Consider the following 16,099-nt stretch of genomic DNA (forward strand, 5'->3'; position numbering starts at 1 on the left):
CTATTGAAAAGCACACAAAGATAACAGATTTTACATTATTGTTAAAATCTAAGTTGTACTATGCTTTATCAAATCATATCACAAAACTTATACCACACTAATAAACAACACTTTAAAACAACAATACCTTATATTATTATAATATTCATTTTGCAATACATCAGATCTGTACTATTATCTTTTGGCTATTATCAGACTATGATACACTTCTAAAGTCGTATTATTTATAAACTATTTTTCTGTTATATATTTATCTTCTTATCATTAACATCTATATCAAAACATAAATTCTTATCAAGTTTTGTAGAATATTACCTATTCAAAACTGTATATTTGTCTCAAAATTTTTTTGAATGTCAGGGAAAATAACACCTTATAACGATACTTCTCGTAGTAAAAAAGAACAAGTTGCAGAAATGTTTGATACAATTTCTCAAAACTATGATGGCTTAAATCGTGTGATCTCTTTTGGAATTGATGTTAAATGGCGAAAAAAAGTTGTCAACATTGTAAGTAATACTAAACCAGAACGTGTTTTGGATATTGCTACCGGTACAGGTGATTTAGCAATTAACTTGGCACAATCAAAAGCCAAAGAAATTATTGGTTTAGATATATCTGCTGGAATGCTTGAAGTAGGTAAACAAAAAATCAAAGCAAAAAATCTTGACACTGTAATTTCTATGGTTCAAGCCGATAGTGAGAATTTACCGTATGAAGATAATTACTTTGATGCTATTACTGTTGCTTTTGGAGTGCGAAACTTTGAACATTTAGAAAAAGGGTTAGCAGAAATCTATCGCGTGTTAAAACCTGGTGGTGTTTTTGTTGTTTTGGAAACTTCTATTCCCACAAAAACTCCTTATAAACAAGGATATAAGTTTTATTCTTCGTATATTTTACCTACTATAGGAAAATTGTTTTCTAAAGATAAATCTGCTTATTCATATCTTAGTGAAAGCGCTGCTGCTTTCCCTTATGGAGAAGCGTTCAACAATATTTTGAAGAAAATTGGGTTTATAGAAGTTCAAGATGCTCCACAAACTCTGGGAGTTGCAACAATTTATACTGCTACAAAATAATATGATGAAAAAAGTTTTTATTGTCTTTACTGTTTTATTATTTACACAGACTATACAAGCTCAATTGTTTTCTAAAGAACGTGTACAAAATATTCCAAGTATAGACAAACCTAGATTAAGTTGGGGATATATCCTAGGTTTTAATAGCTACGATTTTAACTTTGATTATCGATCAAATAATCCTGATGAGGATATATTAGTCGAACGTACTACAGGGTTTAATGTAGGTCTTCTAGGTAATATGCGTATCAATGAATATCTTGATTTACGCCTTGAACCTATGGTTGTCTTTACACAGCGAAACCTTACTTTTCCTAATCTTACAGAACGTAATCTTAGAGAGGTTAAATCTACTTATGTACATGTACCTTTATTACTAAAAGTTTCAACTAAACGTTTAAATAACTTTAAACCTTTTATTGTAGGTGGTATTTCTACTTCGTTAAACTTATCTAGTAATGAGAATAATCCAGATGATAATAGTGTAGGACAATTTAGAACTAAAACCAATACTAATTATTTTGAATTAGGATTCGGAATTGATTTCTATTTGTATTATTTCAAATTTACACCTTCTATAAGAGGAGTTTTTGCAATGTCTGACGAATTAGTTCCTGATGAAGACCCTAATAGTCCTTATACATCAAATATTGATAAAATGTCAACAAGAGGTGTTTTTATCAACTTTACATTTCAATAAGAAAATCTATATATAATAGAAAAGCAGGTAAAATACCTGCTTTTTTTATTTATGCAAAAGAGCGTTTAAATTCACTCAATAATATAGATGTTGCCATAGCAACATTTAAGCTTTCTGTCTCTTGTATAGGTCCAAATCGTGGTATTGTTAATCGTTTATTTACCAAACACTCTATTTCATTAGATATACCATTTGCTTCATTACCCATAATAATGATTCCTTTTTCTGGTAAAGTAGTTTTGTATAGATTTTCACCTTTCATAAAAGTACCAAACACTGGCAAAGAAGTTGCTTGTTCTGCTATATAATTTGGTAAATCCACATAACGAATTGCTACTCTTGAAATAGACCCCATAGTAGCCTGAATTACTTTAGGATTATAACAATCTACAGTTGTCTTAGAGCATATCAATTCTTTTACTCCAAACCAATCACATAATCTAATAATAGTACCTAGATTACCCGGATCTCTTATATCATCTAATGCTACAATAAGGCCATCATTTAACGATTCTTCACCTATAGGAATTTCAAAAATAGCCAGTGCCTTTTGTGGTGTTGTCAAAAAACTTATCTGTTTTAATGCTGTTTCTTCTACAATTATTTGTTGATCTCTTGCAACATTCTTAAATTCAACACCGTTACTACAATACAAAGATTTTAGCTTAAGCTTAGCATCTATCAATTCTTGTATCACTTTTATACCCTCTGCTACAAAGAGTCGATGTTGTTTTCTGTATTTTTTTTGAGCTAAACTCTTGATTAATTTTTTTTGGTTTTTACTAACCATACAAATAATGTATTTTTGACCTCATTAATTCAGGCCATTTGAAACAATTTTTGACAAAAATATTACTTATTCTTATACTGGGAGTATTTTTTATCTCATGTAATGCAGTTAAGAGAGTTAATGAAGACGAATATCTTTTAATAGATAATAAAATTCTAGTTGATGAAAAAAAATCAAAAGAAGAAGCTTTAACCAATCAATTATTACAAAAGCCTAATTCTACATTATTTGGTACTCCTTTTAGATTACACATATATAATTTGGCAAAAGAACATCCTGATTCTTCATTTACAAACTGGTTATACAAAAAACCTAAGCGTTATGACCGTTTGGTAAATTTCTTATCAAAAAAGCAAGTTAATCGTTTAGGAACTTCGTATACTAATTTTAATAATTGGCTTAAAGAAACTGGAGAAGCTCCTGTTATTATCAATGAAGCCAAAGCCAAAAGATCTGCAAAACGTCTTCAAGCTTATTATTTTCACAATGGATGGTTTAACGTTTCTACTGATTATAAAATCGTTCCTCAAAAAAATAAAAAGGCAAAAATTGAATATTCTATTACTCCTAAGAAACCTTATTTCATAGATTCTATAGGTACTCGTATTGCATCTACAGTAGTTGATTCTTTATATAATGTTCATAAAAATAATTCTCCTATTGTTAAGGGTGAACAATACAAAACTTCAAATATAGAATCCGAAAGAAATCGTCTTACTTCTTTGTTTAGAAATTCTGGATTATATCATTTTGAAAAAGAATTTATAAAATTTGATGCTGATACGGTTAATACCAATCATAAGGTCAATTTAAACGTTCTTATTTCTGACCGACAAATTACAGAAGGACATGAATCTTATAAAGTACCGTTTAAAGTACACAAAATAAGTCGTGTAAATATTTTTACTGACTATACCTATAAGAATAAAGATAATCCTATTAAAGATAGTACAAATTATAAAGGATATCATCTCTATAGCTATGATAAAATTCGTTTTAATCGCAAAGCACTTACAAATGCAGTATTAATAACTCCTGGAGATATTTTTAAAGATAGTGATCGCACGCTCACATATAACCAAATAAACAATTTACGTACATTTAAATATCCTAATATTAGATACGAATTAGATCCTAAAGATTCAACTCAAACTAGTCTTATTGCTAATGTATTATTAACACCAAGAAAAAAATATAGTGCTAATTTTGAGTTTGATGTTTCTACATCTACAATTCAAAATTTCGGAATTGGTTTTGGTGGTTCTTTTACGTTTAGAAATTTATTTCACGGTGCAGAAACTTTAGAAATATCTGCAAGAGGAAGTGTCGGTTCTTCAAGAGATGCAACACTAAGTGACAGTCGCTTTTTTAATATTTCAGAAATTGGTACCGACTTAAAACTTACGTTTCCTAAGATCTTGTTTCCTATAAATACAAACAATCTTATTCCTAAACATTCTTCTCCCAAAACCAGTCTTACTGTAGGTATTAGTACACAGCAAAATATTGGTTTGGACAAGCAAAATGCTTCTGGAATTTTCAGTTATAAATGGACACCTAGTAAAGCTATTACTAATCAGTTTGATATTATTAATGCGCAATACGTTAGAAACTTAAACACTAGTAATTATTTTAATGTATATAATAATTCTTATTCACGTTTAAACTCTATTGCTTTAAACCTACCTTCAAACCAACTTAATGATGCTTTTCTTGACGATAACGGAAATTTATCAATTCCTAGAGGAGCTAATAGCTTTATCATTGATGCACTAGGTAACAATCCTCCTGAGGCATTAACAGCCGATGATTTATTTCAAATTAGCAGTATTAACGAACGTAAAAATAGATTGACAGAAGACAATTTAATTTTTGCCTCTAATTATACTTTTATTCATAATAATCGAGAAAATATTTATGATGAAAATTTCTCTAGATTTCGCGTTAAGCTAGAGTTAGCTGGTAATGTATTATCAGGTATTGCAAATCTTACAAGTTTACAAAGAAACGATAATGATCGTTATGAAATTTTTGGTGTTGAGTTTTCTCAATATGCAAAAACAGAAATCGATTATATCAAACATTGGGATTTAGGTAAACGAAAAGTTCTAGCTTTTAGAGCATCTGGGGGTATTGCCATTCCTTATGGAAATGCCAATAATATACCTTTTACTCGAAGTTTCTTTGGAGGTGGTCCTAACGATAATCGTGCTTGGGTTGCTTATGAGTTAGGTCCAGGTAGTAGTGGCGGACTTAATGAATTTAATGAAGCTAATCTAAAAATTGCTGCAAATCTAGAATACCGTTATAATTTATTAGGATCTCTTCACGGAGCATTTTTTGTCGATGCAGGAAACATCTGGAATGTATTAGACAATGTAGAAGAAGAAAGCGCCACCTTTACAAAACTAGATGATATTCAAGAAATTGCTGTAGGAAGTGGTCTAGGTTTACGTTATGATTTTAACTTCTTTGTAATACGATTTGATGTAGGTTTTAAAACGTTTAATCCAGCAAATAACGAAGATCAACGCTGGTTTAAAGGCTATAATTTATCAAAAGCTGTATATAATGTAGGGATCAACTACCCATTTTAAAAATCAAGCAATGCATTTATTATGCATACATAGCAATTCCTGTGTTTTTCAAGGGAATTAATATCTTTTATAAAATCCATTACATTAAATTTTATTATTTTTGTGAGCTTATAAACCAAAACTAAATTATGAGTCACAACATCAAACCAGGAGTTGCAACAGGAGATGAAGTACAAGCTATCTTTAATTATGCCAAAGAAAAAGGATTTGCTTTACCTGCTGTTAATGTAATTGGATCTAATTCTATCAACGCCGTATTAGAAACTGCCGCTGAGATTAATTCGCCAGTTATCATTCAATTTTCTAATGGAGGTGCGCAATTCAATGCCGGTAAAGGATTATCAAACGATGGACAAAAAGCAGCTATTGCAGGAGCTGTAGCTGGAGCTAAACACGTTCATTTAATGGCCGAAGCTTATAGTGTTCCTGTTATTTTACATACAGATCACTGTGCAAAAAAATTACTTCCTTGGATTGATGGATTATTAGATGCTGGAGAAGCATTTTACAAAGAAACAGGTAAACCATTATACAGTTCTCATATGATAGATCTTTCTGAAGAGTCTTTAGAAGAAAATATCGAGATCTGTAAAGAGTATTTAACTCGAATGAGCAAAATGGGTATGACTTTGGAGATCGAACTAGGAATCACAGGTGGTGAAGAAGATGGTGTAGACAATAGTGATGTAGACGATTCAAAATTATATACACAACCAGAAGAAGTTGCTTATGCTTATGAAGAATTAAGTAAAGTAAGTGATAAATTTACTATCGCTGCTGCTTTTGGAAATGTTCACGGAGTATACAAACCAGGAAACGTAAAATTAACTCCAAAAATCCTTAAAAATTCTCAAGAATTTATTTCAGAAAAATATAATGTTGGTCCTAACCACATCGACTTTGTATTTCATGGAGGAAGCGGTTCTTCATTAGAAGAAATCAGAGAATCTATAGGTTATGGAGTTATTAAAATGAATATCGATACCGATTTACAATTTGCTTTCAATGAAGGAATTCGTGATTATATGACTTCAAAAATTGAATATCTTAAAACGCAGATCGGAAATCCTGAAGGTAGCGATGAACCTAATAAGAAATATTACGATCCTAGAAAATGGTTACGTGAAGGAGAACTTACTTTTAAAAGTCGCTTAAAAAAGGCTTTTGAAGATTTAAATAACGTAAACACATTATAAAATAAGAACAACCAAGCTGGAACTTATCAAAAAAGACTAACCACTTTTAAGTTTCAGCTTTTTTAATAGTATGATTTATGGCTTGGTTTAAAAGAAAACAAAAAGGTATACAAACTGCTACAGAGGACAAAAAAGATGTTCCTAAAGGGCTATGGTATAAATCTCCAACAGGTAAAATTGTTGATGCAGAAGAATTAGAGAAAAATTTCTACGTAAGTCCTGAAGACGGTTACCATGTTCGAATTGGTAGTGCAGAGTATTTTAAAATTCTGTTTGACAATAATGAATTTGAAGAGCTTGATGCTGACCTAACTTCTATTGATCCGCTTAATTTTAAGGATACAAAAAAATATACTGATCGTTTAAAACAAGCTCAAGAAAAAACTAATCTTAAAGACGCTGTTCGTACTGCCGTAGGGAAATCTAACGGTAATGATTTAGTTATTGCTTGTATGGATTTTGCCTTTATTGGAGGGTCAATGGGAAGTGTTGTAGGTGAAAAAATTGCTCGTGCAGCAGATTATTCTCTAAAAAACAACATCCCGTTAATGATCATTTCAAAATCTGGAGGTGCTCGTATGATGGAAGCTGCTATATCTTTAATGCAGCTAGCCAAAACTTCGGCTAGATTAGCTCAATTAGCAGATGCAGGTATTCCATACATTTCATTATGTACAGATCCAACTACTGGAGGAACTACAGCTTCTTTTGCAATGTTAGGTGATATTAATATTTCTGAGCCAGGTGCTTTAATTGGTTTTGCAGGTCCTCGTGTTGTAAGAGACACCACAGGTAAAGAATTACCTGAAGGATTCCAAACTGCAGAATTCTTAAAAGAACACGGTTTCCTTGATTTTATTTCTCCTAGACAAGATTTAAAACAAAAAGTAAACTTATACTTAGACCTTATCCTTAACCGTCCGTTATCGATAGCGCAATAAGTTTGAGTTATATGATATTAAAAACCCGATTACAAATTATAGTAATCGGGTTTTTACTTTAAAAAAATCTCAATAGCAAAAAGGAAATTATTACATCAATAATACCTATAATTCTCTATACTTAATAGTTTATCACAATATTGCTTTTATTCTTAATATTCTAACTGTTATTACTAACAGTATCAATCTAAAAATTAACAACTTATAAAACTGTGAAAGAGTTTTATATTTTTTGTAATAAAAGTGATTTATTCTTTCAAAAAACAATATATTTGCAGCTTTATTACGATATGTAATACATAAAAATCATTTAAAATAATATTGGAATGTATTTAACAAAAGAAATTAAAGAAGAAATTTTCGCAAAACACGGTAAAGGAAAGAACGATTCTGGATCTGCAGAAGGACAAATCGCTTTATTCACTTTCAGAATTTCACACTTAACAGAGCACTTAAAAAAGAATCGTAAAGATTATAATACAGAGCGTTCTCTAGTAAAGTTAGTTGGTAAGCGTAGAGATTTACTTGACTACTTAAAGAACAAGGATATCATGAGATACCGTGCTATCGTAAAAGAATTAGGATTAAGAAAATAATTTTCGAGGGGCTTTGTGCCCCTTTTTTATTTCAATATTAGAAAGATAAAACAAAGTCATTAACAATATATCACCCTAAATGGTAAACTAGGGTAGTTTTTCATTGGTCATACCACTACAACAACACAACGACCATTGTATAATTAGAAAAAAAATATATGATTCCACAAACTTTCAATGAAGTTATTGAGTTAGGAGATGGAAGAACAATCTCACTCGAAACTGGAAAACTAGCAAAACAAGCAGATGGTTCTGTTGTTGTAAGAATGGGAGATGCTATGCTACTTGCTACAGTAGTTTCAGCTAGATCTGCAAGCCCAGGAATTGATTTTTTACCACTTACGGTAGATTATCGCGAAAAATTTGCAGCTGCAGGAAGATTTCCTGGTGGTTTCTTTAAGAGGGAAGCTCGTCCTAGTACTGAAGAGATTTTAACAATGCGTCTTGTAGATCGTGTACTACGTCCTCTTTTCCCAAAAGATTATCATGCAGAAACACAAATCATGATTCAATTAATGTCTCATGATCCTAATGTAATGCCTGATGCGTTAGCTGGTTTAGCAGCTTCTGCAGCACTTCAATTATCAGATATCCCATTTGAATCTCCAATCTCTGAGGTAAGAGTAGCAAGAGTTGATGGTGAGTTTATCGTTAATCCAAGTTTTGAGCAACTTGAAAATGCTGATATGGATTTAATGGTAGGTGCTTCTGCTGATTCTGTTGCTATGGTAGAAGGAGAAATGGATGAAGTTTCTGAAGAAGAAATGGTAGCTGCTATCAAAGTTGCTCACGACGCTATCAAAATTCAATGTGAAGCGCAAGTACGTCTTGCTGAAGCTGTAGGTAAAAAAGAAACTCGCGAATATGAACCAGAAGAAAAAGACGAAGATCTTGAAACTAAGGTTCGCGAAATGGCTTATGACAAATGTTATGCTATAGCCAAAGCTGGGTCATCAAAAAAAGAACGTGGTGAAGCTTTCTCTCTTGTAAAAGAAGAAATTCAAGCTACTTTTACTGAAGAAGAATTAGAAGAAAAAGGAGATTTAATCTCTAAATATTTTAGCGCAGCACATAAAGCTGCTGTACGTGATTTAGTATTAAATGAAGGATTACGTCTTGATAGTCGTAAAACTACAGATATAAGACCAATCTGGTGTGAAGTAGATTACTTACCTTCTACTCACGGATCTTCTATCTTTACTCGTGGGGAAACTCAAGCCTTAGCAACTGTTACTCTTGGTACATCAAGAGAAGCTAATGTTATTGATTTACCTACACAACAAGGAGAAGAAACTTTCTATTTACACTATAACTTCCCTCCTTTCTCAACTGGAGAAGCTAGACCTTTACGTGGTACTTCTCGTCGTGAAATCGGTCACGGAAACCTAGCACAACGTGCCTTAAAAGGAATGATTCCTGATGATTGTCCATATACTGTACGTGTAGTAGCTGAAGTATTAGAATCAAATGGTTCTTCTTCTATGGCTACAGTATGTTCTGGTACTATGGCATTAATGGATGCTGGTGTACAATTAAAGAAACCTGTATCTGGAATCGCTATGGGATTAATTTCTGATGGTGAGCGTTATGCTGTATTATCTGATATTTTAGGAGATGAAGATCACTTAGGTGATATGGACTTTAAAGTAACAGGTACAGAAGATGGTATTACTGCTTGTCAAATGGATATTAAAATCAAAGGTCTTTCTTATGAAATTCTTGTAAATGCATTACAACAAGCTCGTGACGGTCGTTTACATATTCTAGGAAAACTTACTGATACGATTCAAACTCCTAACGAAGCGGTTAAACCTCATGCTCCTAAGATTATTACTACAACAATCCCAGAAGATTTCATTGGTGCTTTAATCGGTCCTGGAGGAAAGAATATCCAAGAATTACAAAAAGAAACAGAAACTACTATCGTAATTACTGAAGCAGAGGGTGTAGGTGTCGTTGAAATTCTTGGAAATAATCAAGATGGTATCGATACTGTGTTAACAAGAGTAGCTGCACTTACTTTTAAGCCAGAAAAAGGGAGCGTTTATGAAGTTAAAGTCACTAAGCTTCTTGATTTTGGTGCTGTAGTAGAGTATACCGAAGCTCCTGGGAATGAAGTTTTATTACACATCTCTGAGTTGGCTTGGGAACGTACAAATAATGTAACCGATGTAGTTAATCTAGGTGATGTTATTGATGTAAAGTATTTTGGTGTTGATCCTAAAACTAGAAAAGAAAAAGTTTCTAGAAAGGCTTTATTACCACGTCCACCACGTGAAGATAAACCAAGAAAAAATTCGCAACCAAAAGAAACTAAAAAAGAAAATTAAAAAACTTTTTTATCATAATTCTCAAAAGCACTTTCTAATAGAAAGTGCTTTTTTTTATTACTATTTGAAAAATAATTCATTTATACGCAACCTTTTTAAAATCATAAGACTATAGGGTAAATCAAAACTTTTAGTTTCAACCCTGAATATCACACATTTAACATAAAACACAACTCATCAAATATTCCTTAATTGAATTTAAATCAACTCATAAAAGCTTGTAAAAAGAATAATGCGAAAGCGCAGAGTGATTTGTATCAAAAATATAAGGATACGTTATATGTTTTATGTCTAAAGTATTGCCGTAATACAGAGGAAGCGGAAGATAATCTACATGATACTTTCATAGAAATATTTAAATCAATTTCAAAATATAAAGGCAAAGGCTCTTTTGAAGGATGGATGAAACGTATAGCTATTAATAAGGCAATTACAAAATATAATAAGGGTAGTTTTTCTAATATAGTTATCAAAGATGAACTTTTATCTGATACTTCTGTAGATGCAGAATCTATGCAAATTCCCTTACATACTATATTAAATTTAATACAGCAGCTACCTGATCAATATAGACTTGTTTTTAATTTATACGAACTGGATGATTATTCTCATAAAGAAATTGCTTCTCTATTATCAATCTCTGAAAGCACCTCTAAATCAAATCTACATAGAGCAAAATCAATCTTAAAGAAAAAATTAAGAGAAGAAACAACTTTAAAAACCTATTCAAATTCGATTGCATGAAAAATAAAAAAGATATAGGGTTAGTTTTTAAAGAACAGTTACAAGAGTATACTTTGTCACCCGACAATCAAGTATGGGATAAAATAGTTGCTGAATTACCACAACAGAAAAACAAAAAAAATCGAATCCTTTTATGGGTTTTATTGGGATCTAGTGCTCTTTTATTTTCATTATTTATTTTTAAAAATTTCTTTCAACAAGGAACTACCACTACATTTATGTCTCTAGAAAATTCAAATATTCCTTGTACTACTAATCAACAAATAAATAATGTAATCACAAGTACAGATACATTATTATTAACAAAGTCAGAAATTTTAGATTCATCATCTATTCAATACTCAAATATATCTACAATACAAAAGAAAAAAACTTCTATTCAAAATAATGTAACTCAAAGAACAGCTTTCAATCATTCTAAAAACACCACTCTACTTCCACAAACAAGGAACATTTCAAACATTACTTCTATAAAGCCTATTGACTCTATTCTTTTTACTTCGATAAACCTAAAAACTATAGAAGTAATAAAACCATTAGAAATTATTATTGATACAATTCCTATACCAACCAAAAAACAAAGTAAATGGAGTATCTACCTACAAAGTAATTTAACTCATAACAATATACTTAATACAGATAGCAATTTAGATACTCGTCTTAATACTTATCATATCAAGAATCAAACTTCTTTTAATTATGGATTATATCTTAATTATAATGCTTCATCTCGTATTATTTTTAGAATAGGTATTCATCGTTTATTAACAACAAAGACATATAACGACATTGACCTTAGTAGCATTACTATTTCTTCATTATCCAATGCTACACTACAAAACAATGCTTTATTAAATAATAATTCAACGATAGATTTAAATCAAGAAATAACTTATTTAGAAATACCATTAGAAGTAAAGTATACATTCATCAATAAAAGAATTAAAGCCTCACTTATTGGTGGTTTTAGCTATTTAACATTAAAAGAAAATGAATTAAGAATTCTAAATAACGAAAATTTATCAATCACAGGAACTCAAAATAATCTAACAAAAAAGAGTATACTTTTCAATATAGGGTTAAGCCTACAAACTAAACTATTTCATCGTTTTTATTTCAATTTTGATCCTATTTTAAAACTTAACGCGCAACCTACAAACAACACAAATACAAACAATTACTTATTACAGCTACAATCTGGAATTGAATACAGATTTTAATTTTTCACATAATCCTTATTCTTCACTTTATAGACCGTTCTATGCTGTTTCTTGCATAGAATGGTTTTAGTCTTATACATGTTATTTTTAATAAAAAAGAAATAATTATCATGTTTTTTGTAACATTTAAATCAAAATCTACGTATAACCTATTGTAAGCATATAAATGTTTATGAAATATAAAACTTTAGGAGGAGATAGATGAGACAACTAAAAATTACGAAGCAGGTAACCAATCGTGAAACAGCATCGCTTGATAAATATCTACAAGAGATAGGAAAAGTAGATCTGATTACTGCAGACGAAGAAGTAGAATTAGCTCAACGTATTAAAGCTGGAGATGAGAGAGCTCTAGAAAAGTTGACTAAAGCCAATTTAAGATTCGTAGTTTCTGTTGCAAAACAATATCAAAATCAAGGATTAACACTTCCTGATTTAATTAACGAAGGAAACTTAGGATTAATTAAAGCTGCTAAGCGTTTTGATGAGACTAGAGGATTTAAATTTATCTCTTATGCCGTATGGTGGATTCGTCAATCTATCTTACAAGCATTGGCAGAGCAATCTCGTATTGTTCGTTTACCATTAAACAAAATTGGTTCTATTAATAAAATTAATAAGACTTATGCTTTTCTTGAACAATCTCATGAACGTCCGCCTAGTGCTGAGGAGATTGCAAAAGAACTAGATATGACTATTAATGATGTAAAAGAGTCAATGAAAAACTCTGGTCGTCATGTTAGTATGGATGCACCTCTTGTAGAAGGTGAAGATTCAAACTTATATGATGTATTACGTTCTGGTGAATCACCAAACCCTGATCGTGAATTATTACACGAATCATTACGTACAGAGATTGAGCGTGCTTTAGAAACATTAACACCACGTGAAGCTGATGTTATTCGCTTATATTTTGGATTAGGAGATCAACACCCTATGACATTAGAAGAAATAGGTGAAACATTTGATTTAACTCGTGAGCGTGTACGTCAAATTAAAGAAAAAGCTATACGTAGATTAAAACATACATCTCGTAGTAAAATATTGAAAACATATTTAGGATAAGCCTAAATAACAATTGCAAACAGTTTCATAACATAACTGTTCGTTTTTTGATTGATGAATGAACCTTCGGCTAATTACCGAAGGTTTTCATTTTTATATTCCTTTTAGTTCTTCTATTCCATTTTAAATAGCATAGTTTTTTAGTCATTTTTAGATTTTTATTAATTATTACCTCTTAATTTTTTCATAAAATAAAAACGCAACAATTATTAAGCACATAATTTAACTCTCTGATTTTAAAACAAGTAAAACACATTAAGGTTTATTTTTTTTACAATTAATTATCCTTTGTTTTCAAAAAAAATATAAATTTTTCAAAAAAAATACCATTTTACGGTTTTCACACATACAACAAACAATTATTTTTTTATATATTTGTATCACAATAATGAAACAAACAAAGCATTATATTAAATGCTTTCAAAATATACTTTTAATTAAGTAACGATTGCAAACAGTTTCATAACATAACTGTTCGTTTTTTGATTGATGAATGGACCTCCGGCTGATTACCGGAGGTTTTCATTTTTATATACTTTATCATCTTCTCCCACTTAATCAAATCAAAAGCAATTATTGTGTTTTTTATACATGAAGAATGATTAGTTACAAGAGATAAGCGTAATAGTATTTAAAATGTAAAACGCTAAACCTAAAATATAAAAGGATTCTGGATCAAGACTAATTATTGTGTTTTTGTATGAGTGATGAGTGATTAGCGATGAGTGGGATTGAATCTAAAATCTAAAAGGTTTTTTGTTGTGGAGTTGGTTAGTTAGTTTTAAGTACTATCACTTCGACTGAGCCAGTGACCAGACAAGCCCTATGATATGTATAAATCTAAAATCAACTATCGTTAATCTTAACTCTATATTCGACATTCATTATTATATTTTAATTCACCCCACAACTTTTGAGACTGATCCCTATTTTTCTAGCTATCTAAAATTTCTATATTCAATATTGGATAATCATTAATCTACATTTACTATTCATAATTATAATTCACAAACAACTTTTGAGATTGATCCATTAATTTTCTTCTATAATTACATTCAAAAGCTGTATAAATAATACGGTCTACGCGTAATAAAAAAATATAACTTTTTAATACCTTTAATGTCAACAAATCATCACCAATGACAAAAGTTATTAGTTTTGTTAGTAATGCTACTTCGCTTGATAATTCCGAAATAAAATCTCTTTTACAATCGATACAGCAATACAACAATCAAAATAATATAAAAGGGGGCATTGTGTATATTAATAATACCTTTTTCCAGATACTAGAAGGATCCCCTTCTCTAGTAGAAACCTTATATCAAAAAATTTGCACTGATAAAAGACACTATAACGTGATTAAGATCTATGATCAACCTCTTAATGAAAATAGTTATTTTAATCAGTTTGACATTAACATCATCACCAAAAACAAAACAATAGCATTTCAAGAGTTACAACGCATCCTAGATTTTAATGCAGTTAATATTCCTCAGTTATACACTTTCATATCATATCAAGCAATAAAACTCCTTAATTTTACACCTTCATATTAAGAGATAAATACCTACTTTTGCCACACAAATAACAACACAATTTTTTATGGCTTCAAAACGTATAGCTCCTTCAGTATTGGCTGCAGATTTTGCCAATTTACAACGTGACATCGAGATGATCAACCAGAGTGAGGCAGACTGGTTTCACATTGATATTATGGATGGTGTTTTTGTCCCTAATATCTCTTTTGGTATGCCTGTATTAAGAGACATAGCTAAACATGCAAATAAAACAATAGATGTACATTTAATGATTGTTGATCCTGATAGATACATCAAAACGTTTGCCGATTTAGGTAGTGATATCTTAACAGTACACTATGAAGCTTGTACTCATTTACACAGAACTTTACAGGCCATTAAAGCCGAAGGCATGAAAGCTGGTGTAGCAATCAATCCTCATACTCCTGTAAGCTTATTAGAAGATGTAATTAATGATATTGATCTAGTTTGTATCATGAGTGTAAACCCTGGTTTTGGAGGTCAATCATTTATCGAAAATACGTATAAAAAAGTAAGTGCTCTTAAAGAAATTATCATCCGTAATAATGCTAATACATTAATCGAAATCGATGGTGGAGTTTCTAATAAAAACGCAAAACAGCTTGTAGATGCGGGTGCCGATGTATTAGTTGCAGGAAGTTATGTTTTTAAAAGCGATGATCAAATAGCTACAATTAAAGATCTTAGAGCAATTGCAAATTCGTAATATCAACTTATATAAATACTAAAAGCGTTATATAATTTTTATAACGCTTTTTTTAATCTATTTATTTATCACTTTTTTCATGCTTTAAGATTCGCTACCTATCAATTCTTTGTCTTAAATTCTGGGTTATAAATCAATCCTATTATATTTCCCCAAGGGTCTTTTATAGTTGCTGTTTTAATCTCTCCTCCTACATTGGTCGGCTTCTCATGCTCTGTTGCCCCCATATCAATACACTTCTTATATACTTTTTCTATATCATTTACTCCCCAATAACTTAATACATTTGCTGTTTTTACACTCTTAGAAGGCTCTTCTGGCAACAATCCTAGTTCATACCCTCCTATAGTAAATCCTACATAATACACTTCTTTAAAATATGGTTTTGTGTTAAAAACCTTAGTATACCATACTGTAGCTTTTTCTAGATCAGACACTTTATAGATAGTAGTACGTAATCCCAAAATATCAGAATCATCTTCTACAGGATTCTTCACTTGCGAAAAGCTTAATTGAGCAATTATGATAAAGGTTGCTAAACTTAATATTTTTCTCATTTTTAAAATTTAAAAA

Annotated in this window: 14 protein-coding genes; 12 read left to right on the forward strand and 2 right to left on the reverse strand. The window is 30.7% G+C overall.

Translation table 11 applies throughout. The features are described from left to right. The first annotated feature begins 353 nt into the window (after window positions 1–353). Complete coding sequence (gene ubiE / locus ACYEKI_RS19275) at window positions 354–1,082, forward strand: bifunctional demethylmenaquinone methyltransferase/2-methoxy-6-polyprenyl-1,4-benzoquinol methylase UbiE (RefSeq protein ID WP_459212844.1); 729 nt, start codon at window positions 354–356, stop codon at window positions 1,080–1,082. A gap of 4 nt (window positions 1,083–1,086) precedes the next feature. Then, on the forward strand, window positions 1,087–1,782 hold the full coding sequence (gene porT, locus ACYEKI_RS19280) for a type IX secretion/gliding motility protein PorT/SprT (RefSeq protein ID WP_459212845.1): 696 nt from the start codon (window positions 1,087–1,089) through the stop codon (window positions 1,780–1,782). A 49-nt stretch (window positions 1,783–1,831) separates the two neighbouring features. Here the strand turns inward: porT and ACYEKI_RS19285 are convergent, their stop codons facing one another. Continuing rightward, entirely contained in the window at window positions 1,832–2,572 is a 741-nt protein-coding gene (locus ACYEKI_RS19285; RefSeq protein WP_459212846.1) for a TrmH family RNA methyltransferase, read from the reverse strand. Between the two features lie 50 nt (window positions 2,573–2,622). On the opposite strand from ACYEKI_RS19285, the gene tamL reads away from it, so the two are divergent. The 10 genes from tamL (at window position 2,623) to rpe (ending at window position 15,526) form a co-directional block, all read left to right on the forward strand. Next, the gene (tamL, locus tag ACYEKI_RS19290; RefSeq protein WP_459212847.1) at window positions 2,623–5,169 is read left to right on the forward strand and encodes a translocation and assembly module lipoprotein TamL; all 2,547 of its coding nucleotides are present in this window, start codon (window positions 2,623–2,625) and stop codon (window positions 5,167–5,169) included. Between the two features lie 128 nt (window positions 5,170–5,297). After that, the gene (gene fbaA, locus ACYEKI_RS19295; protein WP_459212848.1) at window positions 5,298–6,365 is read left to right on the forward strand and encodes a class II fructose-bisphosphate aldolase; all 1,068 of its coding nucleotides are present in this window, start codon (window positions 5,298–5,300) and stop codon (window positions 6,363–6,365) included. A gap of 77 nt (window positions 6,366–6,442) precedes the next feature. Next, a complete protein-coding gene (gene accD, locus ACYEKI_RS19300; protein ID WP_459212849.1) occupies window positions 6,443–7,306 on the forward strand; it encodes an acetyl-CoA carboxylase, carboxyltransferase subunit beta in 864 nt (287 codons plus the stop codon). Between the two features lie 326 nt (window positions 7,307–7,632). Continuing rightward, on the forward strand, window positions 7,633–7,902 hold the full coding sequence (gene rpsO, locus ACYEKI_RS19305) for a 30S ribosomal protein S15 (protein WP_459212850.1): 270 nt from the start codon (window positions 7,633–7,635) through the stop codon (window positions 7,900–7,902). 158 nt (window positions 7,903–8,060) lie between these two features. After that, complete coding sequence (locus ACYEKI_RS19310; protein ID WP_459212851.1) at window positions 8,061–10,232, forward strand: polyribonucleotide nucleotidyltransferase; 2,172 nt, start codon at window positions 8,061–8,063, stop codon at window positions 10,230–10,232. 192 nt (window positions 10,233–10,424) lie between these two features. Then, entirely contained in the window at window positions 10,425–10,976 is a 552-nt protein-coding gene (locus ACYEKI_RS19315; protein ID WP_459212852.1) for an RNA polymerase sigma factor, read from the forward strand. Continuing rightward, a complete protein-coding gene (locus tag ACYEKI_RS19320; RefSeq protein WP_459212853.1) occupies window positions 10,973–12,196 on the forward strand; it encodes a hypothetical protein in 1,224 nt (407 codons plus the stop codon). Before ACYEKI_RS19315 ends, ACYEKI_RS19320 begins: the two co-directional genes overlap by 4 nt. A gap of 201 nt (window positions 12,197–12,397) precedes the next feature. Then, window positions 12,398–13,261, forward strand: coding sequence for a sigma-70 family RNA polymerase sigma factor (locus tag ACYEKI_RS19325; RefSeq protein ID WP_459212854.1), 864 nt, complete (start codon window positions 12,398–12,400; stop codon window positions 13,259–13,261). Between the two features lie 1,139 nt (window positions 13,262–14,400). Next, window positions 14,401–14,817 (forward strand): BLUF domain-containing protein, encoded by a 417-nt coding sequence (locus tag ACYEKI_RS19330; protein ID WP_459212855.1) that lies wholly within the window; start codon window positions 14,401–14,403, stop codon window positions 14,815–14,817. Between the two features lie 46 nt (window positions 14,818–14,863). Continuing rightward, window positions 14,864–15,526, forward strand: a complete 663-nt coding sequence (rpe, locus tag ACYEKI_RS19335) for a ribulose-phosphate 3-epimerase (protein WP_459212856.1) — start codon at window positions 14,864–14,866, stop codon at window positions 15,524–15,526. 101 nt (window positions 15,527–15,627) lie between these two features. On the opposite strand, the gene ACYEKI_RS19340 is transcribed toward rpe, so the two are convergent. Then, window positions 15,628–16,083, reverse strand: coding sequence for a VOC family protein (locus ACYEKI_RS19340; protein WP_459212857.1), 456 nt, complete (start codon window positions 16,081–16,083; stop codon window positions 15,628–15,630). Window positions 16,084–16,099: the final 16 nt, after the last annotated feature.

Source organism: Aquimarina rhabdastrellae (assembly GCA_947387485.1).
Taxonomy (GTDB): Bacteria; Bacteroidota; Bacteroidia; order Flavobacteriales; family Flavobacteriaceae; genus Aquimarina.

What these genes read in the sequence shown, in the direction of transcription:
- ubiE (WP_459212844.1), top strand. Translation starts at nt 354, where the DNA reads ATGTCAGGGAAAATAACACCTTATAACGATACTTCTCGTAGTAAAAAA.
- porT (WP_459212845.1), top strand. Translation starts at nt 1,087, where the DNA reads ATGAAAAAAGTTTTTATTGTCTTTACTGTTTTATTATTTACACAGACT.
- ACYEKI_RS19285 (WP_459212846.1), bottom strand. Translation starts at nt 2,572, where the DNA reads ATGGTTAGTAAAAACCAAAAAAAATTAATCAAGAGTTTAGCTCAAAAA.
- fbaA (WP_459212848.1), top strand. Translation starts at nt 5,298, where the DNA reads ATGAGTCACAACATCAAACCAGGAGTTGCAACAGGAGATGAAGTACAA.
- accD (WP_459212849.1), top strand. Translation starts at nt 6,443, where the DNA reads ATGGCTTGGTTTAAAAGAAAACAAAAAGGTATACAAACTGCTACAGAG.
- rpsO (WP_459212850.1), top strand. Translation starts at nt 7,633, where the DNA reads ATGTATTTAACAAAAGAAATTAAAGAAGAAATTTTCGCAAAACACGGT.
- ACYEKI_RS19310 (WP_459212851.1), top strand. Translation starts at nt 8,061, where the DNA reads ATGATTCCACAAACTTTCAATGAAGTTATTGAGTTAGGAGATGGAAGA.
- ACYEKI_RS19320 (WP_459212853.1), top strand. Translation starts at nt 10,973, where the DNA reads ATGAAAAATAAAAAAGATATAGGGTTAGTTTTTAAAGAACAGTTACAA.
- ACYEKI_RS19325 (WP_459212854.1), top strand. Translation starts at nt 12,398, where the DNA reads ATGAGACAACTAAAAATTACGAAGCAGGTAACCAATCGTGAAACAGCA.
- ACYEKI_RS19330 (WP_459212855.1), top strand. Translation starts at nt 14,401, where the DNA reads ATGACAAAAGTTATTAGTTTTGTTAGTAATGCTACTTCGCTTGATAAT.
- rpe (WP_459212856.1), top strand. Translation starts at nt 14,864, where the DNA reads ATGGCTTCAAAACGTATAGCTCCTTCAGTATTGGCTGCAGATTTTGCC.
- ACYEKI_RS19340 (WP_459212857.1), bottom strand. Translation starts at nt 16,083, where the DNA reads ATGAGAAAAATATTAAGTTTAGCAACCTTTATCATAATTGCTCAATTA.